General features: G+C 52.5%; 8 protein-coding genes and 1 pseudogene. All 9 read left to right on the forward strand.

The window, feature by feature from the left end:
- Window positions 1–123: 123 nt before the first annotated feature.
- The 9 genes and pseudogenes from ABXJ76_RS00555 (at window position 124) to ABXJ76_RS00595 (ending at window position 22754) form a co-directional block, all read left to right on the forward strand.
- The gene (locus ABXJ76_RS00555) at window positions 124–5439 is read left to right on the forward strand and encodes an amino acid adenylation domain-containing protein (protein WP_432743124.1); all 5316 of its coding nucleotides are present in this window, start codon (window positions 124–126) and stop codon (window positions 5437–5439) included.
- Between the two features lie 261 nt (window positions 5440–5700).
- Window positions 5701–7308 carry an MBL fold metallo-hydrolase gene (locus tag ABXJ76_RS00560; protein WP_432743126.1) on the forward strand — a complete coding sequence of 536 codons (1608 nt, stop codon included), beginning with the start codon at window positions 5701–5703 and terminating at the stop codon, window positions 7306–7308.
- A gap of 164 nt (window positions 7309–7472) precedes the next feature.
- Window positions 7473–10823, forward strand: coding sequence for a non-ribosomal peptide synthetase (locus tag ABXJ76_RS00565; protein WP_432743128.1), 3351 nt, complete (start codon window positions 7473–7475; stop codon window positions 10821–10823).
- Window positions 10820–14314 carry an amino acid adenylation domain-containing protein gene (locus ABXJ76_RS00570; RefSeq protein WP_432743130.1) on the forward strand — a complete coding sequence of 1165 codons (3495 nt, stop codon included), beginning with the start codon at window positions 10820–10822 and terminating at the stop codon, window positions 14312–14314. Before ABXJ76_RS00565 ends, ABXJ76_RS00570 begins: the two co-directional genes overlap by 4 nt.
- Window positions 14315–14506: 192 nt before the next feature.
- A pseudogene (locus tag ABXJ76_RS00575) lies at window positions 14507–15022 on the forward strand (condensation domain-containing protein); the annotation flags it as partial.
- Between the two features lie 52 nt (window positions 15023–15074).
- Window positions 15075–18851, forward strand: coding sequence for an amino acid adenylation domain-containing protein (locus ABXJ76_RS00580; protein WP_432743132.1), 3777 nt, complete (start codon window positions 15075–15077; stop codon window positions 18849–18851).
- A 501-nt stretch (window positions 18852–19352) separates the two neighbouring features.
- Window positions 19353–20297 (forward strand): IS1595 family transposase, encoded by a 945-nt coding sequence (locus ABXJ76_RS00585; RefSeq protein WP_432740541.1) that lies wholly within the window; start codon window positions 19353–19355, stop codon window positions 20295–20297.
- Complete coding sequence (locus ABXJ76_RS00590) at window positions 20290–22188, forward strand: TonB-dependent siderophore receptor (protein ID WP_432743134.1); 1899 nt, start codon at window positions 20290–20292, stop codon at window positions 22186–22188. Before ABXJ76_RS00585 ends, ABXJ76_RS00590 begins: the two co-directional genes overlap by 8 nt.
- Complete coding sequence (locus tag ABXJ76_RS00595; protein ID WP_432743136.1) at window positions 22173–22754, forward strand: transposase; 582 nt, start codon at window positions 22173–22175, stop codon at window positions 22752–22754. The genes ABXJ76_RS00590 and ABXJ76_RS00595 overlap by 16 nt, the downstream gene beginning before the upstream one ends.
- Window positions 22755–22881: the final 127 nt, after the last annotated feature.

Genomic DNA, 22881 nt, shown 5'->3' on the forward strand with positions numbered 1-22881 from the left:
TTCCGGCGAATTCGGGTAGTGCGCCGGAAACACCCGTTTTCGCTGTCGCTCGAACCGGCTTATTACGGCCTACAGGACTGCAATTCAAGACAATCTCATTCGAAGATAGATGGTGGAGCAGATATGTTAAATAAACAGCACAGCCTTGGCAGACTCAATGAGGATACACTGATCGACAACGCCGCATCACTGGTTGAATTATTGCAGTTGCGGGCGGACCGGCAAGCTCATCGTACGGCCTATACGTTCCTGGAAAACGGCGAACAACCGACTAAGTCGATGACTTACGGAGAGCTGGATTTGCAGGCCAGACAGCTGGCCATGCAGTTGCAGGCGCTGGGGTTGCAGGGCGAGCGCGCTATTTTGCTGTATCCGCTGGAATTGGACTATATCGTGGCGTTTTTCGCCTGTCTTTACGGAGGTTTGATTGCGGTGCCGGCGTATCCGCCGAGCAACGGCCGACACATGCCGCGTTTGCAGGCGATCATCGATGACAGTCAGGCGGCGGTGATACTCAGCACGCAAAGCGTCGCCAATGCAGTGCGCCAATTTGCAGTCGACAGTGCCGGTTTGTTAGACAAAAACTGGCTGATTACCGATAATCTTGTCGCCGTCGATGCAAGCGCCTGGCGTTCGCCGACATTGCACGACCATGATCCGGCTTTTTTGCAATACACCTCGGGTTCCACCGGCAATGCGAAGGGCGTAATAATCAACCACGGCAATTTGATGGCGAATCAGCAGCTGATCAAGCGGCGCTTCGGCCACAATGCCCATTCGACGGTAGTCGGCTGGTTGCCGCTCTACCATGATATGGGTTTGATCGGCAATGTCATGCAGCCTTTGTATTGCGGGGCCAGCGCTATTTTAATGTCGCCGATGGCGTTCCTTGAAAAGCCTGTCCGCTGGCTGCAAGCGATCAACGATTATCGCGCTCATACCAGCGGCGGGCCGAATTTTGCGTTTGAACTATGCGCACGGAAAATAACCGCCGAAGAAAAAGCGGGGCTGGATCTTGGCAGCTGGCGGCTGGCTTTCAACGGCGCAGAACCAATCAACCCCGATACTATGGAACGTTTTTCCGCCGCTTTTTCAGAATGCGGATTTAGTCGTAAAGCTTTTTATCCCTGTTACGGCTTGGCGGAAGCAACCTTGCTGGCGACCGGCGGCGATAAAAATGCCGAGCCTACGGTGGCGGCTTTTTATAAGGCCGGTCTGGAACACGGCAAGGTGCATCCGGCCATAAACGGTGACGACGAGATCCGACAGCTGGTTGGCTGCGGCGGCATCGATGTTGACGCCGCGCAACGGATTCGGATTGTCGATCCGGAGTCCGGCGAGCTGTGTAGGCACGATCAAATCGGCGAGATTCAACTCGGAGGCCCCAGTATCAGTCCAGGCTATTGGCAGAATTCGGCGGCCACCCAGCAGGCTTTTGTCGGCGATGCAAACGGTAAAAACCGCTGGCTGCGCACCGGCGATTTGGGTTTTATTGAAGGCGGCGAATTGTTCGTTTCAGGACGGTTGAAAGATCTGATTATCATCCGCGGCCGCAACTATTATCCCCACGATCTGGAATATGCAATCGAAGCGGCGACCGATGCGTTAAATCCAGGTTGTGCGGCCGCCTTTGCGGTGAGCGGAGACGACGGCGAAAAATTGGTTGTGTTGGCCGAACTGAAGCGCAACCGATTAAGGCAGCCCGATTACCGAACCGAGTTTGTCGCGATACGCACTAGGCTGGTCGAGGAATGCGGCATACAGGCCGACACCGTGATGCTGTTGAAACCGGGGGCGATCTTGAAAACCAGCAGCGGCAAAATCAGGCGCTCGGCTTGTCGGCAGGCCTTCGAGCAGCAGCAACTTAAGGCTGTTGCCGTCGATATTCGGGACGGCGAAAACCTATGCAGCAACGATTCGGCGGCTAAACCGGCGACTAGCCCGGAGCGGACTTTAACAAGACAAGCCTTGCTGTCGGTTGCCGATGTCGAGGGCGCATACTTACTGGCGCAGACTCTGGCTGGAAAAGTGGCGGCTTTGTCCGGCTTGACGGTCGACACTATCGATATAGCGCAATCGTTGCCGAGTCTGGATCTGGATTCGCTAAAAGCGGTGGAACTGAAATACTTTATCGACGAGTTGCTGGCTATCGATTTGCCGGTGGTGCAGCTGCTTGGCAATCATTCTCTGGCGGTGTGCGCGGAACAGGCGTTGAAGTTGGCGAAAGTCATCCAAGTTCAAATCGCGCCGGTGGCTGCGACAGAAGACTACGAGCAGCCGTTATCGTTCGGACAGCAAGCGCTGTGGACTGTCAACCGGATAGAAAAAGACAGTCCGCTATATAACATGCCGGTTGCAATGCACATTCGCGCCAAGCTCGATAAAACCGCATTGCACGGCGCACTGGCTGCTTTGTTTGAGCGTCATGCACAATTACGTAGCGGCTTTCGGCTTAACCGGCAAACCCGGACCGTGCGTATCCCGCTGGCGGAGGTTCAGCCCCGGCATCGATTGGTCAGCGTGACTTGCTACGATGAGCGGCAACGCAGAGAAGCTATCGCCGCTTTCGTGCGCAAACCGCTCGATTTAGAGAAAGGTCCGTTATTGCGAGCCGCCTTGTTCAGCTGTGCTGACGATGATCATGTTTTGGTATTTTGTGCGCATCATATCGTCGTCGATTTTCGCTCGTTGTCGACTCTGCTGGAAGAGTTTAAGGCGCTTTATCTAGGACATGATCTTGATTTGCCTGAGCCTGCGGCGAGTTATGCCGATTATGTGGCTTGGCAATCGGCCTATCTGATAGATCAGCGCGCCGAGCAGGATTGGCAATACTGGCAGCGGCAGTTGTCCGGCGAGCTGCCGAAACTGGTTCTGCCTATCGAAAGTCAAATGTCCTGTTTGCCGTCATGCCGGGGCCGTGCGGAAACGCTGAATATCGCACCGGATACCCTGCAAAAGCTCAAACGACTGGCCGCCGAGCAGCACACAACCTTGTATACGCTGTTGCTGACCGTGTTCAAAACCCTGCTTTACCGCTACAGCGGCCAGCAGGACATCATCGTCGGCTCGCCGACACTGGGCAGGCCGAAGCGGCAGTTTGCCGATACCGTCGGTTATTTCGTTAACCCGGTGGCGCTACGTTCGCACCCTGCCGCCGAGCAGCGCTTTAGCGATTATCTGGCGGAGGTTAACACGACTGTGCTGGATGCGCTGGCGCATCAGCATTATCCGTTTTCGCTGCTGGTGGAAAAATTGCAGCCCGAGCGGGAGCAGGGGGCTTCAGCGTTTTATCAATCCTGGTTCGTGCTGCAAAGCGGCGGCGCATCCGGCGCTGCCGAGCTGGCTTTGGGCATACCGGGCATCGCACTGGATTGGGCAGGTTTGTCGGCCGAAAGCTATGCGCTGGACGATGTCGCCGTGCAATTCGATATGACCTTGCTGATGGCGGAGACTAAGCAGGGTCTGGCCGCTTCGTTTCAGTACCGCAGTGATTTGTTGTCCCGCACCACGGTGTTAAGATTTATAGCCCATTTCCAATGCCTGCTGCACGGCATCCTTGCCAATCCCATAGGCCGCTTGTCGGAATTGCCGCTGCTGACCGTGCCCGAGCGCAAGCAGTTGACGGCATGGAACGCAACCGGCGTCGATTACCCGTGCAGCAACACGATACACGGTCTTTTCGAAGCCGTTGTCCTGCAACAGCCGCAAGCCATCGCACTGGTTTATCAGGAACGGCATATTAGTTATGCCGAGCTTAATGCACAGGCCAACCGCCTGGCGCATAGTTTACGGTCGCAAGGCGCAGGGCCGGAAAAGCGCGTTGCCCTGTGCATGCTGCGCTGCCCGGAACTGGTGGTGGGGATCCTGGCTATACTCAAAGCCGGTGCGGTTTATGTACTGATCGATCCCGCTTATCCCCAAGAGAGACTAGCTTATTTGATGCAGGATGCCGGTTGCGAGTGGCTGTTGACCGGCGCCGCACTGCTGCCAAGTCTGGGCTGCGCGGATACGGCGACGCTATGCGTGGATGATGTTGACGCCTATGCCGATTACAGCAGCGATAATCTGGAAATACCGCTCCAGGCAGACCACGCGGCCTATGTCATTTACACCTCGGGCTCGACCGGTAAGCCTAAAGGCGTGGTGGTCAGCCACGGCAACCTGATGCATTCCACCCGGGCCAGAAATACCTATTACCAGGAGCCGGTCGGCTGCTATCTGCTGCTGTCATCGTTTGCGTTCGACAGTTCGGTGGCGGGAATTTTCTGGACGCTGAGTCAGGGCGGCTGTTTGTGTTTGCCGGAGGATGACCAGATTAAGGATCCGGCCGCTTTGGGCGCACTGATCGAACGCCGTCGGGTAACGCATCTGCTGGCGCTGCCGTCGTTTTATGAACTGCTGCTGGAGCATGTGCCGACGGTCGCGCTCAAAACCTTGAAGACTGTTGTCGTTGCCGGTGAAGCCTGCACCAACCCGCTCACTGAGCTGCATTTCAAACGTCTGCCGGATGCGGCTTTGTTTAATGAATACGGTCCCACCGAAGCCACAGTGTGGAGTAGCGTTTACGCTATTACGCAGCCGCAAGGCGAACACGCCGTGCCGATAGGCAAGCCGATCGGCAATATGCACATCTATGTGGTGGACGATGCACTGCACAAACTGCCGGTCGGCGTCGCCGGGGAATTGCTGGTCGGCGGTGCCGGTATCAGTCGCGGTTATCTCGATCAATCCGGGCTGACCGCGGAAAGATTCATCCCCGATCCGTTCGGCGCGGTCGGCGGCAGGCTATATAAAACCGGCGACCGGGTGCGTTATTTGGCCGACGGCAATATCGAGTTTTTAGGCCGCCTCGATCAGCAGGTCAAAATCAGGGGTTACCGGATAGAGTTGGGCGAAATCGAAGCCTGTCTGCTGCGGCATTCCTCGATAAAAGCGGCAGCTGTACTTGTTCGCGAGGACGTGCCGGGCAATAAGCGCCTGACCGCTTACCTGGTCGGGGAATCCGGCAATACTACGGATACGGACGCTTTAAAAGCGCACATCAAGCGCTGTTTGCCGGAGTACATGCTGCCGTCTGCCTGGCTATGGCTGGACGCGATGCCGTTGAACGCCAACGGCAAGCTGGATCGCAACGCATTGCCCGCGTCGGCAACCCAAACCGACAACGCAGCGTCGTATGTTGCGCCGCGCGATGAGGCGGAACAAGCGGTGGCCGACATTTGGCGGGAAGTGCTGGGTGTTCAGCAATTGAGCATTCATGACGACTTTTTCGAGCTGGGCGGCCATTCATTGTCCGGCGTGCAGGTGACGGCAAAAGTGCAGGAGCTGTTCAATATCGAGGTGCCGGTCAATATTTTGTTCGAGGCTGCGACCGTCGCCAAGTTTGTCGACCGGATGGCGGAATATCAGGCGATAGAGCCGCTTGAGGTTGTGCAATGAGCGGTATATATAAATGGCCGGGCATATATAGGTTGAATTGCATTTTTTGCAATCCAACGCTTGGTGCTTCGATGTGTTTTCTCGTTCCCACGCGCCGCGTGGGAACGCAGTCAAGGCGCGCTGCGCCGTGAGTCACTGTTAGCACATCGAAAATGCAGATCGGACAAATCGGGACGCAGCGCGTCCCGCAATGCATTCCCACGCAGCGCGTGGGAACGAGGCCAAACAACCGAATAATTGCAATGATTGGAGAACAACATCATGAACAATAAAACCCTGTACCGTCTGGCCGACTCCACTGCGGTGGAGGCACTGGTCGATAACTGGGTGGCCTGGCCGCATACTTTTTCGCCGGTGCCTTACAGCCTGCACATGCTGAACTATCAGAAAAAAAACCTGAGTTCATATCTGCAAAACCCCGAGATTCATGTCAAATCCAGCGCCAATCCCAAGTTGCTGGGCGGGCCGTTTGTCAATATTCCGGTCGAGCGAAAAGCGGAAGTTGCAGAGATGCTGGAACGGATGGACAGCGAGCACGGAGGTAACTTGAAAATGGCGCAAGATTTGATCGATTTTCAGAACCTGCTGGATCGGGAGGCCGCAGGGCAAAGCCTGGAGCCGTATTACGCAATGCTGCCGGAGTCGATGCGCGGCTATGTCGAATTGCTGTACGACTACCATAATCGACCTATCGTGCGTTGCATCGAAAGCCTGTTTTACAAAAGTCCGCATTACAAAAATCATCTGCAATCGTTGCGCTTGTTTACCCAAACCCATGATCGCGCACGGCCTTATTACATGAGCACACCGCGCCTGCCGGAAAACGACAGTATCGAATGGACCATACCGTTTGCCCAAGCGCAAATTGACGAACTGTTTAAATTGGACAGTCATCCTCAATCTTTGTCTTACATACGCGAGGTGTTGAGGCTTGATGCCGGTGATGGCACAAAACTGATCAAGCTGCTTACCGACCAACCGCCGCGCATGGCCGAAGCTTGGCAAGGCAGTGGCGTGAGGGTTCGCTATCTTGGGCATGCCAGTGTGCTGATCGAATACAACGGCGTTGCGATTTTGATCGATCCTTTTATTGCGGTGCAGTCCAGCCAGGGCGGTATTGACCGTTACAGCTTCCATGACTTGCCGCCGCATATCGATTATGTGCTGATCACCCATGTCCATCACGATCACTACGTGTTTGAAACGTTGCTACGCCTTCGGCACAAAATTGGTTGCTTGGTAGTGCCGAAAAGCTCGGGCATTTTTTACGGCGACATTTCAATGAAACTGCTGGCCCGCGAGTTGGGTTTTACTGATGTGATCGAAGTCGATCCGCTGGATACGATTGTGTTTCCCGGCGGCGAAATCATCGCCGCTCCGTTTCTCGGCGAACATAACGACCTGCCGTTTGCTAAAAGTGGCTACCTGATCAGTACCGGTCAGCAACGCATGCTGTTTGCCGCCGATTCCAACTGCCTGGATAAGCGCATGTACGAAAATCTGTGCGCGGAGTACGGCCCCATCCAGACCGTATTTTTGGGCATGGAATGCATAGGCGCGCCGTTGTCCTGGGTGTACGGGCCATTGCTGCCGAAACTGCCCGAGCACAAGCATTGCCAGTCGCGGCGTTCGAAAGGCAGCGATGCCGATGCGGCTTTGAGCCTTTTGGACACGGTGCAAGCCGAGCGGGTTTATATCTATGCCATAGGCCGCGAACCCTGGCTGCAATATTTCATGGCCTTGGAGCCGGAAGACGACGATGCCTATATCAAGGAAATCGGCAAGGTGCTGGAGGCCTGTCAACGCAAAGGCTTTGCCGATGCGCGGAGGCTGTACGGCCGGGACGATATTCATTTGGGCGGCGAGTAAGTGATGCGCAAGTCCTCGTTCCCACGCGCTGCGTGGGAATGCAGTCAAGGTGCGCTGCGCCGCGAGTCACGGTTAGCGTATAAATTCAGGCCATATCAATACGGGACGCAGCGCGTCCTGCAATGCATTCCCACGCAGCGCGTGGGAACGAGGGTAAACAAATCATGACCGATACAACGATACAGAACAAGCAACAGCAAGCTAATCGCACACAGCTAATTGCCAGACTCAGGAAAGGCAATACCCCAGCCGACGGTGTTATTGCCAAGCGCAACGGCGACCAACCGGTACCGTTGTCGTATTCGCAGGAACGGTTGTGGATCATGTTGCAGCTGGAGCCGGACAATCCGATCTACAACGTCGCCGGTGCCGTGCAGTTCGACGGCTTGCTGAACACGAAAGCCTTGCAGCACAGTCTGGACGAGGTGGTCAGACGTCACGAAATCCTGCGCAGCCGGTTTGTCGCTGAGTGTCAGCAACAAGTATTGCCTGGCAGCGAATTGGCTTTGTCTTGCCTGGATCTTGCCGAGTTCACTCAGGAACGGGCGATGGAATTGTTCCAACACTGCGCCGACGATTTTATCCGTCGACCATTCCGGCTTGCCGAACAGCCCCCGCTACGGGCGCTGCTGGTCGTATTGGGCGAGCGGCGGCATATTCTGCTGTTGACTTTGCATCATATCGTTTCGGATCGCTGGTCGGTCGGCGTGCTGATGCAGGAGGTTTCAGCGCTATATGGTGCATACAGCCAAGGCAAGCCGTCGGCGTTACCGGAACTGCCGATTCAATATGGCGACTATTGCGTATGGCAACGCGGGCAGCAGGAAAAATGGGTCAAGCATTTGGATTATTGGCGGCAGAAACTGACAGGCGCGCCGCCGCTGTTGGAATTGCCGACCGATTGGCCACGGCCGCCGGTGCCCAGTTATCGTGGAGATATGTACAATTTCGAATTTTGCGTAGAGCTGAGTCGCGAGTTGAAAGAGCTGGGCAAACAATACAACGCCACGCTGTTCATGGTGATAGCCGCCGCCTTCAACACGCTGCTGTATCGCTATACCGGCAGCAAGGATATCTGCATCGGTTATCCGGTGGCCGGGCGCAGCCAAAGCCAGATGGCGGCTTTGATAGGCTTTTTTGTCAACACGCTGGTGCTGCGCTGTCAGCTGGAACCGGATCTGCTGTTTTCGGAACTGCTGCTGCAACTGCGTGAACAAGCTTTACAAGACCAGAACCATCAGGAGCTTTCCTTCGGCCAATTGCTGGAAGCGCTGAATCCGGTTCGTAATACTAGTCATACTCCTTTGTTCCAGGTGATGCTGGCGGTGCAGAATGTGCCGATGCCGGATTTTCGGATGCAGGATGTGTCGGCCGTGCCGCTGACCATGAACAACCGCATAGCCCAATTCGACCTGAGCTTGTTTATCGAGGAACGTGATGGCAAGCTGCTAGGTAGTTTCGAATACAGCACCGATTTATTCGACGCCGAGATTATCGGCAGAATGGCCGGGCATCTGCAAATGTTGTTAACGAGTGTTGCCGATAATCCGTCCACGCCTTTAAAACGGTTGGAAATGCTGCTTGCAAATGAACGGCAGCAGTTGCTGGACGAATTCAACAGTACGGCAATCGATTATGTAGGGGAAAAACTGATTCACCGTTTGTTCGAGCAGCAAGCCGAAAAAACACCCGAAGCCTGCGCGTTGGTTTTTGACGGCCAAACCATCAGTTACGAGCAATTGAACCGGCGTGCCAACCGCTTGGCCCATTACCTGCTGGCGTTGGGGGTGCATTGCGAAGATCGCATTGCTATTTGTTTGGAGCGCGGTTTTGAGATGGTGGTCGGCTTATTGGGCATTCTTAAAGCCGGTGCAGCTTATGTGCCGCTCGATCCCGATTATCCGGACGAACGTTTGGAATATATGTTCGGCGACTGTTCCGCAGCGGCGCTGATTATCCAAAGCAGTTTGCTGGGTCGACTGCCTCCGGCGGATGCAGGAATGATACCGGTCATGGTATTGGATAATGAGGACAATATTGCCGCTATCGGCAGACAGCCTGATTACAATCCCGAACCGTTGGCACTTGGCCTGACGTCCGACCATCTCGCCTATGTGATTTACACTTCGGGTTCGACAGGTCGGCCCAAAGGGGCGATGAACCAGCACGGCGGCGTAGTCAATCGCCTGCTATGGGCGCAAAGCGAATATCGCCTGACAGCCTCTGACCGGGTGATGCAAAAAACCCCGTTTAGTTTCGATGTGTCGGTATGGGAGTTCTTTTTACCGCTGCTGGCGGGTGCCGGATTAGTCTTGGCAAAACCTAAGGGGCACCAGGAACCGCAATACCTGATGGATTTGATCGAACAGACCGGCATTACCACGCTGCATTTTGTGCCGTCGATGCTACAGGTATTTCTGGAACACATCAATACGGAAAAATGCCGCCCCTTGCGCCGGATACTGTGTAGCGGCGAAGCCTTGCCGTATGCGCTGCAAGTCCGTGCGCAAAGCTGTCTGCCTGCTGTCGCACTGCATAATTTATATGGCCCGACCGAAGCAGCGGTCGATGTCACTGCGTGGCACTGCCGCAACGACGCGAATCCGGGGATCGTCCCTATCGGCCATGCTATTGCCAACACCGCTATCTATATTCTTGATCCATGGCTGGAACCGGTGCCGTTAGGCGTTACCGGTGAGATTTATATCGGCGGGATTGCGGTCGGTCGAGGTTATTTCAACAGGCCGGAGCTGACGGCGGAGCGGTTCATGCCCGATCCTTTCCGAAAGGCCGCCCGCATGTACAAAACCGGCGACCTGGGCCGCCGGTTGGCGGATGGCGCTATCGATTACCTAGGGCGCAACGACTTCCAGGTCAAGATTCGAGGCTTTCGGATCGAATTGGGTGAGATTGAAAACAGGCTTAGCGATTGTATCGGCGTGCGGGAGGCGGTTGTGATTGCCCGCGAAGACGGCCTTGGCGGTAAGCGGTTGGTGGCGTATCTGACCAAAGACAACGGCAGTGAGCTATCGATTGCCGATCTTCGCGCTGATCTGTCTGTGACATTGCCCGATTACATGCTGCCCAGTGCCTTTGTCATTCTGTCGGCCTTGCCGCTGACAGCCAACGGCAAGCTTGATCGCGGAGCGCTGCCGGTGCCTGACGCGGATGCGGTGATCAGCCATCGTTACGAAGCGCCGCAAGGATCGATAGAAATTGCGCTGGCCCGTATTTGGCAGGAGCTGCTGGAACTGGAACGTGTCGGCCGTAATGATCATTTTTTCGAGTTGGGCGGCCATTCGTTGATGGCGCTGTCGCTGGTCGAGAGTCTGCGCCAGGAAGGCTGGGCATTGGAAGCCAGAGCGGTATTCGCCAGTCCGACACTGTCCTCGTTGGCGGCAACGATAGCCGATAATCAGAGCAATAGCCCCGCGTTGGAAATGCCCCCCAATTTAATACCCGATTATTTCGGTCAGTCGTTAAGCAACCCGGTTATTGAGGAGTTTCGGTTATGAGTTTGCAGGAAGTCTTTGCATCCATGCAAGAAAAAAATATCGTCGTCAGTGAGTTTGACGGTGAACTGATCGTTCGTGCGCCGCAAGGCGCTATGGATTCGGCATTAATGGCAGGACTGAAAGTTCATAAGCAGGATTTGCTGACCGCGCTCAGGAACGGTTGGGTTATGGAAGGGCAGGCGGCGATACCGCCGAAAATAACCCCCGATATGCTGACACTGGTCAGTTTCACCCAGGACGAGATCGATCTAATCGTCGACAGCGTGGCGGAGGGCGCAGCCGGTATTCAGGATATTTATCCGTTGGCGCCGTTGCAGGAAGGCATTCTGTTCCATCATTTGCTGGAAACGCAGGGCGATCCGTATATCACCCGTTCCATCATCGTGTTCGACAACCGCAAGCGTCTGGACGCCTTTCTGGGCGCATTGCAGACGGTGATCGACCGGCACGACATCTTGCGCAGTTCCATGCGTTGGAACGGCTTGCCGCAGCCGGTGCAGGTGGTGCATCGCCATGCCGTGCTGCCGGTTGAGGAGCTGGCCCCGGCAGCCAAAGACCGGATAAAACAGCGCCTGCTGGAACGCACCGATCCGCGTCGGCTCAGGATGGATTTGCAACATGCGCCGTTGCTGGCCGGCTATGCGATTCAGGATAGCCATTCGGAGGAATGGGGGTTGGCGATGCTCAATCATCATTTAGTAAACGATCACCATACGCTACAGCTTATTTTGTCGGAAATCCGGCTGTTGCTTGACGGCCGGGCCGAACTATTGCCAACCGTGCAGCCGTATCGGAATTTCATCGCCCAAATGCGGGCGGTTTCCCCGATGGAACATGAGAGCTATTTCCGCCGGCAGTTCGGCGACATCGACGAACCGACTGCGCCGTTCGGGTTGCTGAATGTGCAAGGCAGCGGCGGACAAGTCGGCGAAGCCGTCCTGTCATTAGAGCCTGATTTGGCACAACGCATTCGTAACAGCGCACGGCAACACAGCGTTACTCCGGCGAGCTTATTTCATGTGGCATGGTCGTTAGTGGTGAGGCTATGCAGCGGCCGCGATGATGTAGTCTTTGGCACGGTATTGTCCGGTCGCTTGCAGGGCGGCAGTGCGGGAGCGGATAAGGCGGTGGGTATGTTTATCAATACCTTGCCGATACGAGTTTCGTTGCGCGGCCGGACGGTGCAGGAAATGGTCGGTATCACTCACAGCAACTTGAACGAGTTGCTTATGCATGAACAAGCCTCTCTTGCGTTGGCCCAGCGCTGTAGCGCCGTGCCGACCTCGGTACCGTTGTTTACTTCGCTGTTAAATTACCGGCACTCGACCATAGCTGCTACGCAGGATCAGTCGGTGTTGCTGGAATGGGAGGGTATGTGCGTGATTAGCAGCGAAGAACGTACCAATTATCCACTGACGTTGTCGGTCGATGACTTGGGGCAGGGTTTTGGGTTGACCGTACAATGCGCGGGTGGGATTGATCCTGCACGAATTACCGTTTATCTGCGTACCTCCATGGAAGGTTTGGTCACAGCACTGGAGAAAAACCCGCAGCAGCTGGTTGATACCATCGGCATCATACCGATGGTTGAACGCCGACAACTGCTGTTCGATTTTAACGTCACTGCCGCCGATTATCCGGCCGAACAAAGTTTGCATTCACTGTTCGAAGCGCAAGTTAAAAAAACGCCGGACGCAGACGCGGTGGAGTTTGCCGGTCGGGTTTTAAGCTACGCCGAACTCAACGCCAAAGCCAACCAATTAGCCCATTATCTGCGTTCCAAGGGCGCCGGCCCGGATGCGCCGGTGGGGCTTTATGTTGATCGGTCGCTGGAGATGGCGGTCGGCATGTTGGGCATACTGAAGGCCGGCGGCGCTTATGTGCCGCTCGATCCTAATTATCCTGAAGAGCGCATCGCCTACATGCTGAAAGACGCACAGATTGCCGTGCTGCTTACCCAACAAGGGTTGGCAACGGCATTGCCGCACAGCGCGAAAGAAACGATTTGTCTGGATAGCGATTGGCAGGCTATTACGCAATGTCCTGCAGACAATCCGGCACCCTGCAATCACCCGCTTGATCTGGCCTATATCATTTACACCTCCGGTTCCACCGGACTACCCAAAGGCGTGATGGTCTCGCATCGCAACGCCGTGCATTCGACAACTGCGCGGTTTGCCAACTATCAGGAACCGGTAACCGCCTATTTACTGTTGTCTTCGTTTGCTTTCGACAGCTCGGTGGCTGGACTGTTTTGGACGCTGGGGCAGGGTGGTTGTCTGTGTTTTCCGACTGATGCCGCTGTCAAAGATCCTGCGGCCTTGGCTGAAATCATCGTCAGTCGGCGGGTATCGCATCTGCTGGCGTTGCCGTCCTTTTATGCGTTGCTGTTGAAACAAGCGGGAGCTCAGCTGCAAACGTTGAAAACGGCCATCGTTGCCGGAGAAGCCTGCTCGACCGAAGTCGTCAAGCAACATTACGCGGCGTTGCCGCAGGTGCCGCTATACAACGAATACGGCCCGACCGAAGGTTCGGTTTGGAGCAGCGTTTACTTAGCGGGTCGGGATGATCTGGGCAGGCCGCTATCGATAGGGCGGCCTATCAGCAACGTCCGGCTTTATATCCTGGATCGCACCGGCAACCTGGTGCCTGTCGGCGTGCAGGGCGAACTCCATATCGGCGGTGCAGGCGTGGTGCGCGGCTATTGGCAGCGTCCCGAACTGACGGCGGAAAAGTTCATCCCCGATCCGTTCCTGCCCAACGGCGGCAGGCTGTATAAAACCGGCGACCTGGCGCGTTATCGCCCGGATGGCAACATCGAATTTTTAGGCCGCATCGATGATCAGGTGAAAATCAGAGGTTTCAGGATTGAGTTGGGGGAAATCGAGACGCGGCTGGTGGCGCATGCCGATGTCGATGAAGCTGTCGTTTTGGCCCGGGAAGATCAGCCCGGAAACAAGCGCCTGGTTGCTTACGTGACTAGACTCGATAACGCGGCGTTAACGGAGGATGCCCTGCGTGACGCGATGAAAGAAAACATGCCGGACTATATGCAGCCTTCGGCCTATGTGCTTTTGGACGGTTTTCCTTTGACAGCCAACGGCAAAATCAATCGAAAAGCACTGCTTCCAGCCGACTGCTACAGCGAGGCTATTGATGAACAGGGCAATATGCCCGGCGATCCCATAGAACAAGCCTTGGCGGAAATCTGGATGGAAATACTCGGCATGACGACTGTAGGCGTTAACCGGGATTTCTTCGAATTGGGCGGTCATTCGCTGTTGGCTATCCAGGTTGTATCGCGCATTCAAGAGCATTTCGGTATTGAGCTTGCCGTAGAAGACATTTTCCAGAAAACGACAATTAAGGAATTGGCGGGATTGATTATGCAAACGCAGCTTGAGCAATTGACTGACGGCGAGATGTCGACGCTATTGGCGGAACTAGAGCAGTTCAGCGATGAAGAAGCGAGCCTTATGCTTAATCGTTAGTTCATAGATAACCAACAGCCCGTTACAGGACATCCAGAAATGCACAGCACTGTCACAAGAATCGAAAATCTATCCGCCGAGAAGCGTGCGCTTCTTTCCAGCCTGCTAAAGAATACAAGTAGAGTCGATCCGAAAGCGATTCCGAAACGGCATAGGGAAGGCGGCTTGCCTTTGTCCTTTGCCCAGCAACGCATGTGGTTTCTGGCGCAACTGGACCCTGAAAATCCGAATTACAACGTGGCGGGAGCGATACGAATTTCGGGTAGGTTGAATATTTTGCTGCTGGAGCAGTGTGTCAACGAAGTTGTGCGCAGGCACGAGGTATTGCGTACAACATTCAGCAATGTAAATGGACAAACCGAACAAATCCTATCAAATAATAGTCGCGTACCTTTAGCTGTGCTGGATTTGAGCGATTTGCCGTTGCCTGACAAGGATGCCGAACAAGACAAGCGGATAAAGCGGGAATTGCAAAAGCCGTTTGTGTTGGCAGGAACGGCGCCTTTGTTGCGGATGACGCTTTTGTTGCTAAAGCCGCAGGAATTTATGCTGCTGCTGAGCATGCATCATATTGCTTCGGATGAATGGTCGCTACGAATCCTCATCAGCGAAATCGGGCAGCTCTATCAAACATTCATTAAGGGTGAACCGTCACTTTTGCCGGAACTGGCTATCCAGTATGCCGATTACGCCAGTTGGCAACGATCGGGATTAGAGGGTGAAACAAGGGATAAACAACTCGGCTATTGGTTGAACTTACTTGCCGACGCCCCCCCACGTTTTAGATCTGCCGTCGGATCGGCCCAGACCGTCTATCCAGACCAATCGGGGGGCGATTTATGCGATGGTTTTGCCGCAGACATTAGGCGACGGCATTATAAGGCTCAGCAGGGCACTGGATATGACCTTATTTATGACGTTGATGGGGGCTTTTTCCCTATTGCTGCACCGCTACACCTCTCGGAACGATGTATGCATCGGCTATCCCGCAACGAATAGGAATAAACCTGAGCTGGAGAAGCTGATTGGCTTTTTTGTCAATACCTTGGTTATGCGTTCGCAGCTAGCGGACAATCCAAGCGTTGCAGATTTTTTAACTCAAGTGCGGCGCAATCTTCTGGATGCGCAAAAGCATCAGGATTTTCCTTTTGAACAATTGGTTGAAGAGCTGAATCCTGAACGTGCCTTAAGTTACCATCCTTTATTTCAAGCCATGTTTGTATTCCAGCATGCATCGATGGAGTTTCCTGAAATCTCCGGTTTGGGTTTCGAATTAAATGAAGGGGAACACACAACCTCAAAGTTCGATTTAACCTTATCGGCGGTAAAGACTGAAGACAGCATTATCTGCAAGTTTGTATACAACACTGATATCTTTGAAGAAAACACCATTGTCCGCATGTCCGAGCATTTCAAAATTTTGCTTGAGGGAATTGCCCGCCAACCGGAAACTCGGATTTCCGAACTACCTTTGCTGACTCCGACTGAGCGCCAGCAGATACTCATCGACTGGAATACGACTCAAGCCGATTATCCTAAACAGAAGTGTATCCATCAATTATTCGAAGAGCAGGTGGAAAAGACACCGGGTGCTGTTGCGGTTGTGTTCGAAGAGCAATCGTTGACTTATGCGGCGCTTAATATCAAGGCCAATCAGTTGGCGCGCTATCTGCGGTCTAAAGGTGTGGGACCGGATGTATTGGTGGGACTTTGTGTTGAGCGGTCATTGAAAATGGTGATTGGATTGCTTGGGATTCTGAAGGCAGGCGGGGCTTATGTGCCGATAGACCCTGGTTATCCTCAAGAACGTATTATCTATCTGGTAGAAGACTCAATGGCGCCGATTATTTTGACGCAAGCGCTTCAGCTGGACTATTTGCGCTCTTCAAAAATAACGAATATTTGCCTGGATAAAGATTGGCCAGAAATTAGCAAGCAGAGTTCGATGAATTTATTCGTTGATATGGATAGCCGACATCTCGCCTATGTGATTTACACGTCCGGTTCAACCGGAAAACCTAAAGGCGTAATGATTCAACAGGGTTCTGTGATAAACCTGAATAAGGGCTTGCTTAGCGCAATATTTCACAATGAGGAAAAACGCCAACTCCGCGTCGCGTTAAATGCTCCTATTGTCTTTGATTCTTCAGTCAAACAACTTATATCCCTGTTGAACGGCCATACTTTATGCCTGATTCCGGAGGAAATCCGTCTGGATGGCATGGCTTTTCTAAATTACCTGAAATTAAAGCAAATAGATGTGCTTGACTGCACTCCTGCACAACTGAAAGACCTGGTTTCAATATCGCTACTGGCTCATGTAGAGCTGTATCCGAAAATAGTATTAGTGGGCGGCGAAAGTATTGAGTATTCACTTTGGCGAAATTTATCCAAGATGCCGAAGACACGATTCTTAAACGTTTATGGGCCAACGGAATGTACGGTGGATTCAACTCTATGCGAAATACGCGATTTATATCCGCAGCCCTTGATTGGGAGGCCATTGATAAACACCGCTATTTATCTGTTAGCAGGGGATGGTTCTTTGGTTCCTGTTGGAATAGCAGGGGAAATACATATCAGTGGCGTCGGTCTGGCGCGTGGCTATCTCAACCGTCCTGATTTGACTGCGGAAAAGTTCGTGCCCAATCCATTTGGAGAGCCGGGCAGTCGATTGTATAAAACCGGCGATCTGGCCCGTTATCGAGAAGATGGAAATATCGAATACTTGGGACGTATCGATCATCAGGTCAAGATCAGAGGATTTAGAATTGAGCTGGGTGAAATCGAAGCCTTGCTTTTACAGCATCCTGCGATTAAAGCGTCGGTTGTATTAGCCAGAGAAGACGTAGCAGGCGAGAAAAAACTGGTTGCCTATGTTGTGAAAAGCAACCATGAATTAAAAACAGAAGCATTGCTGGTTTATCTCAAAGAAAATCTTCCCGGTTATATGGTGCCGAGTGATTTTGTGTTGCTCGAAGCAATACCTGTAAATTTTAATGGAAAAATTGATGTAAAAGCCTTGCCGATGCCTGGCATAAGAACGGGTATTAAGGATCAATATGTTGCACCGCAGACACCTACCGAGACAATGATTGCCGATATTTGGGCCAAATTGCTAAGGATAGAACGAGTCGGAATCCATGACGATTTCTTTTATTTAGGCGGGCATTCTTTATTGGTAACGCAGTTCCTGTTTCTCGTGCATAAACGATTGAACATTAATTTGACGGTTAAAGGTTTTTTCGAAGCCCCGACTATTGCGGTACAAGCGAAAATAATCGATACAGGCGGCACCAGTGCAGTCAATGATGTTGTATCCATTGACCTTGAAGCGGAGGCCATTCTCGATCCGGCGATAATTCCTTTAAAACCCTATGAAAAAAGCAGCGCCAATACCCATCGTCTTTTCCTTACCGGTGCAACCGGTTTTCTGGGCGTATTCCTGCTATGCGAGTTGCTCCGGCAAAGCCGGGCGGACATCTATTGCCTGATTAGAGCGGAGAATGAAGGCGAAGCGATAAAGAAACTGCAATATCAACTTTCACGGTATGAACTGTCTGGGCAGATAGACTATAAAAGGGTGATACCGGTATGCGGAGACTTATCGAAACCTCGCTTAGGACTCTCGGAAATTCAATTTGAAAAACTGGCAATGGACATTGACGCTATTTATCATAACGGCGCTCAGGTTAATTTCGTTCAGTCATATCACACGCTTAAGTCAGCCAATGTTTTAGGCACCCAAGAGGTTTTGCGCCTGGCATGCGCCGGATGGACTAAACCTGTTCATTATGTTTCAACGGTATCGGTTTTTGGCGATAAGTACTCGCCGAAGCATAGCGGTTTTAATGAAAATGATAGTCCCGACGCCAAGGCAAATTTCAATGGAGGTTATGCGCAAAGCAAATGGGTAGCGGAAAAGCTGGTTAAAATTGCCGGCGAACGCGGTGTCCCGGTTTGCATATACAGACCGGGAAGAATATCCGGCGACAGTCAATCGGGGGCATGGAATCATGATGACTTTGTGTGTCGTGCAATAAAAGGTTGTATTCAGCTGGGTTTGGCGCCTGAAGAAATCATACGAATGGATATGGCTTCTGTAGATTATGTCAGTCAAGCCATCGTTTCTCTATCATTTCACCCGGAATATTATGGTCGTGTTTTCCATTTGAATTCCTCGAAACCGCTCTATTCAAAAGATTTACTCGATTGGCTCATTTCATCCGGGTTCCCTATAGATAGGGTTCCCTATGATTTATGGCGAAGCCAATTAAGCGAAACAGCAACAAGCATGCAGGATTTTGCCTTGTCTTCTTTGGTCGCGGTGTTTCCAGAAAAAGTCCCCTCAGAAAAACCGACAGACCGTGACAGCATGAAGCGCTATGACTGTCGCGAAACGCTTCAAGAATTAGCCAAATTCGGTATTGAATGCCGGCAGATAGACAAGGCCGTGTTGAATCGTTACTTGGCATATTTCAAGCGCAGCGGTTTTCTTGATGCTCCTGCCATTATTGCGGCAAAGATAAACCAGTAACGGTAATTTTTCATTGATCGAGTCAGATCGCTCGAAAAGATTTTGCTATCGATGTTTTCGGATAAAAACCGAGTGGTCAGCTATCTATTAACGCGCTATCAAGCCTATTTTAGACGCAATCGTTTTGTTCTGGAGTCGGGCATTACATGGATAAATTTATTTTAACCAAAATGGTTTTTTCGGGTGGGGTGGATTTTGAGCTTGCTCGTCTACTTGTTGTAAAGGTATGGCTTGTACTGACAACGATATCTGCAAGTATTAGGTTCTTTTTTATTAAGAACTTACCGTGAGCACGAAATGACTAGGAAAACTCCAGAATGGCTAATAATAAAAAGAACAACTTTTTGTCCGGTGAAATGCTGACTCATCCAGGAAAAAAGCTCAGGGCTTGCTTCATACAAGGGGCTTTTGTTTTAACGTTTCCTAATTACCCATAAAGAACAGCCAATGTTACAAGAATGTCTATACTGACAGTATCTACCATACGGATGGGATAACGTCATGAAAAACAAAGTTCAATTTCAAAAAGGCTATAGCCTGGGCGAGTTCATGAAAAATTATGGGAGTGAAGGGCAATGCCGAAAAGCCTTGTTTCAGTGGCGCTGGCCTCAAGGCTATGTTTGCCCTGAATGCGGTGGGCAAAGCTACTGCTCCCTGAAAACACGAGTGGTTTATCAGTGCAATCACTGCCACCATCAACATTCCCTCATTAGTGGCACCATTTTTTCTGCGACGAAACTCCCGTTAACAACTTGGTTTCTCGCGATCCACTTGACCACACAAGCAAAAACTGGCGTTTCTGCCCTTTCACTGCGCCGTCAATTAGGTGTTTCATACAATACCGCCTGGAGCATCAAACAGAAGCTGATGCAGGTAATGAAGGAGCGTGATGATAGTAAGCCGTTATCCGGCGTCATCCAACTGGATGACGTGTATTGGGGCGGCGAACATCGGGGAGGCAAGCGTGGACGGGGTTCACCCAACAAAACACCTTTTGTGGCGGCTGTGTCGGTCAACGAAAAAGGACATCCTATTGCCATGAACATGACTGTGGTCAACGGGTTCCGCTCCAAAGAAATCACTCGTTGGGCGAAGCGCCATCTTAGCACCGATAGTCACGTGGTCTCGGACGGACTGGCCTGTTTTGCCGCTGTTACCAAGGCAGGATGCCAGCATACCAGCATCGTAACCGGTGGAGGCCCTGAATGTGTCTCGCTGGAACCCTTCACTTGGGTCAATACGATGATAGGTAATGTCAAAAGGTCGATTGACGGGACTTATCACGCTATCAATCATAAACACCTTCCGCGCTATTTGGCAGAATTTTGTTATCGCTTCAATCGGCGATTTGTCCTTGAGGATATGCTGCCCCGCCTATGTTACGTTGCAGTCAGAACACCACCTATGCCTATGCGGCTACTGAAGATGGCTGAGGATTATGGGTAATCAGGTAACGTTTTGTCACGCAGTACCGGCGTTATCGGCAGAAGACAAAGCCCAAAAAACTCAATTCGACCTGCCTTCCAGTGACTTGGCTTCGGCACTGAATAGTTTCGCGGAAAAAACCGGTATGGAATTAAGCTATCCGGCCTCTATGGTGGCCGGCGCAAAATCCAAGCCGCTTAAGGGCAGTTATGGAACGCAACAAGGCCTGAATGAACTATTGCGCGGAACCGGCTTGGCTTACCGCTTGACGGGGGACAATAGCGTAACGTTGGAGAAAGCGGCGGTTGCGGAGCCGCAACCGCGTCCTACCACCTTGAAAGCGATGACGGTAACAGCTAAAGCCGGCGCAACGGATGCTTATCAGGTCGAAACCTCGACTGCCGGAACAAAGATACCCGTTGAAATCACCCGTGTTCCGCAAAGTATACAGGTGATTACCGGAGCGGCGATCAAGGATCAAGGCGCTTTCAGTATTGGCAATATCTTGAAACAGGTGCCTTCGGCCACGGTGATCGGAACGCGATTTAGCCGGTTTCCAAGAATAAGTATTCGGGGGTTCAGAGCCGACCAGACGCGTAACGGAATCAGGCAGATTTTTGGAGGAGATGGCGATTGGTCTGCGCTAAGCCATGTTCAGAATGTGGAAGTATTGAAGGGGCCGGGAAGTACCGTGTTTGGGCAGCAATCAAATGATGGCGGTGGGGTTATCAACGTTACCACTAAGCGTCCGCACGACACCTTGGCCTCAGAGATTAGTTTTACTCGGGGGGGATACGACCAATTTGACGGTGATACCACCAGTGGACAATGGGATTTTAATGGACCCTTGATGGCTGATGGGGCATTGAAAGCACGCTTTACCGGAGAAGTAGAAGGCTCTAAAAGTTTTATCAATTTTCAAGATCTGAATAGAGAAAACTTCGGCTTGGCGCTCTCCTGGGACGATGGCGGACCGGTGCGCGGTTTCGTTAATGCCGAATACCAGAATCGTCGCACCTTGCCAAATCCCGGATTGCCGGTTTTAGGAACCGTACGCGGCAGCGGATTGGGAAATATATCGCGCGACACTTATCTTGGCGAACCCAAGTTAGATAAGCTTGAAGCCGAAACACCTTTGGTTCAAGCATGGCTAGACATTGATGTGGCGGAAAATTGGAAAATATCGCCACGATTTCAATACGACGAATTCAATGTTGACCAGAATCAACTTTTCCTTGGTGCGTCAACGCTTGATGCCGCAAATGGGCGAGTCAATGTAGCACGTAGCGGCAGGACCGGTTTCAAAGAAAGGGATAGAAACTTTATCGGACAAATCGATATTACCGGCAAAGTGAAGACGGGTTTCTTAAGCCATGATATTTTTCTGGGCGGCGATTACACCAAGGGACATTTTGCAACCAGTTGGATGAACCTGACCGGGGTACCCAGCATTGACGCACTCAACCCCAGTTATCTCGATACGCAACCTGCGCTAAATCCGGTGGCGCAAGGCACCAGTGGGACTTCTGAACTGGGCTCGTTTGCGTTCCAGGATATTATTGCGATTACCCCGAAATTCGATCTGACGGGCAGCGTGCGTCATTCCCTGTTTTCTGCAAAAAATTTAAATCCTAGAACCCGAATAACGTCGGAAATAGATACGGATAACACTTCTTTTCAAGTCGGCGGCACTTTTCATGCGACTGATTACGTCCATGTTTTTGCGGGTTTCGGAGAAGGATTCTCTCCTTCCCCGGCTATTGCCATATTGGGCAATGGCAAATCACTTGAACCTGGCGAATCGGAGCAAGTGGAAGCTGGCGTTAAAGTCAATTTCCCTATGGGGCTTACCGGAACGGCGTCATATTTTGATATTACCCGAAGCAAGGCGACCTGGTGCTCACACCGCTAGAACTTATAAACAAGCTTGCCGCCTTGGTGCCACCCCCCAGAACGCACCGGCATCGCTACTTCGGCGTGCTGGCCCCCAATTCACCCCTACGCGGCGCTGTGACCGCGCTGACATCGCACCCTGACAAATCGGCAGGAAAGCCGATTTGCACGGCGATAGCCGCCCGAAGGGTGCCGGGCATGGATGCCCGGCATGAACCAGCTCCCCCGTCACCGGCAGACCGGGAATTCCAGGCCGACACACCAGAAACGGCCAGGCGCTCACCCGCACGCTATCTATGGGCAGCGCTCATCGCCCGTATTTATGAAGTTTTCCCCTTGATCTGTCTGCACTGTGGCGGGGAAATGCGCCTGATCGGGTTTGTCAATGAGGGTGCAGACATCAAAAAGATACTCGATCATATCGGTGAACCCTCGGTGCCACCGAAGATCAGCCAGGCGCGTGGCCCACCCTTGTGGGATACCGGTGATGCAGCGCAGAGTGAGGTCTTTGATGCTGGGCCGGACTGGGCTATAGAGCGGCAGATCAGCCCTGATGTGCAGTTTGATCAAAGCGTGAATTGGTAAAGTTGGGTGAGGGTTTTTGACTCGCCCTGGGCAGGTTTGTGCCGATGAATTTTGAGGTTATGAATCGGGCCACAAAGGGCTGATTTTTGGTTCACAATTGGATCGGGTGAGCGTGGCAAACGTTCGG

Source organism: Methylobacter arcticus (assembly GCF_050917435.1).
Classification (GTDB): domain Bacteria; phylum Pseudomonadota; class Gammaproteobacteria; order Methylococcales; family Methylomonadaceae; genus Methylobacter_A; species Methylobacter_A titanis.

Excerpts from the sequence above, each read along its gene's own strand:
- ABXJ76_RS00570 (WP_432743130.1), top strand. The coding sequence starts at position 10,820 with ATGAGTTTGCAGGAAGTCTTTGCATCCATGCAAGAAAAAAATATCGTC.
- ABXJ76_RS00585 (WP_432740541.1), top strand. The coding sequence starts at position 19,353 with ATGAAAAACAAAGTTCAATTTCAAAAAGGCTATAGCCTGGGCGAGTTC.
- ABXJ76_RS00555 (WP_432743124.1), top strand. The coding sequence starts at position 124 with ATGTTAAATAAACAGCACAGCCTTGGCAGACTCAATGAGGATACACTG.
- ABXJ76_RS00560 (WP_432743126.1), top strand. The coding sequence starts at position 5,701 with ATGAACAATAAAACCCTGTACCGTCTGGCCGACTCCACTGCGGTGGAG.
- ABXJ76_RS00590 (WP_432743134.1), top strand. The coding sequence starts at position 20,290 with ATGGGTAATCAGGTAACGTTTTGTCACGCAGTACCGGCGTTATCGGCA.
- ABXJ76_RS00565 (WP_432743128.1), top strand. The coding sequence starts at position 7,473 with ATGACCGATACAACGATACAGAACAAGCAACAGCAAGCTAATCGCACA.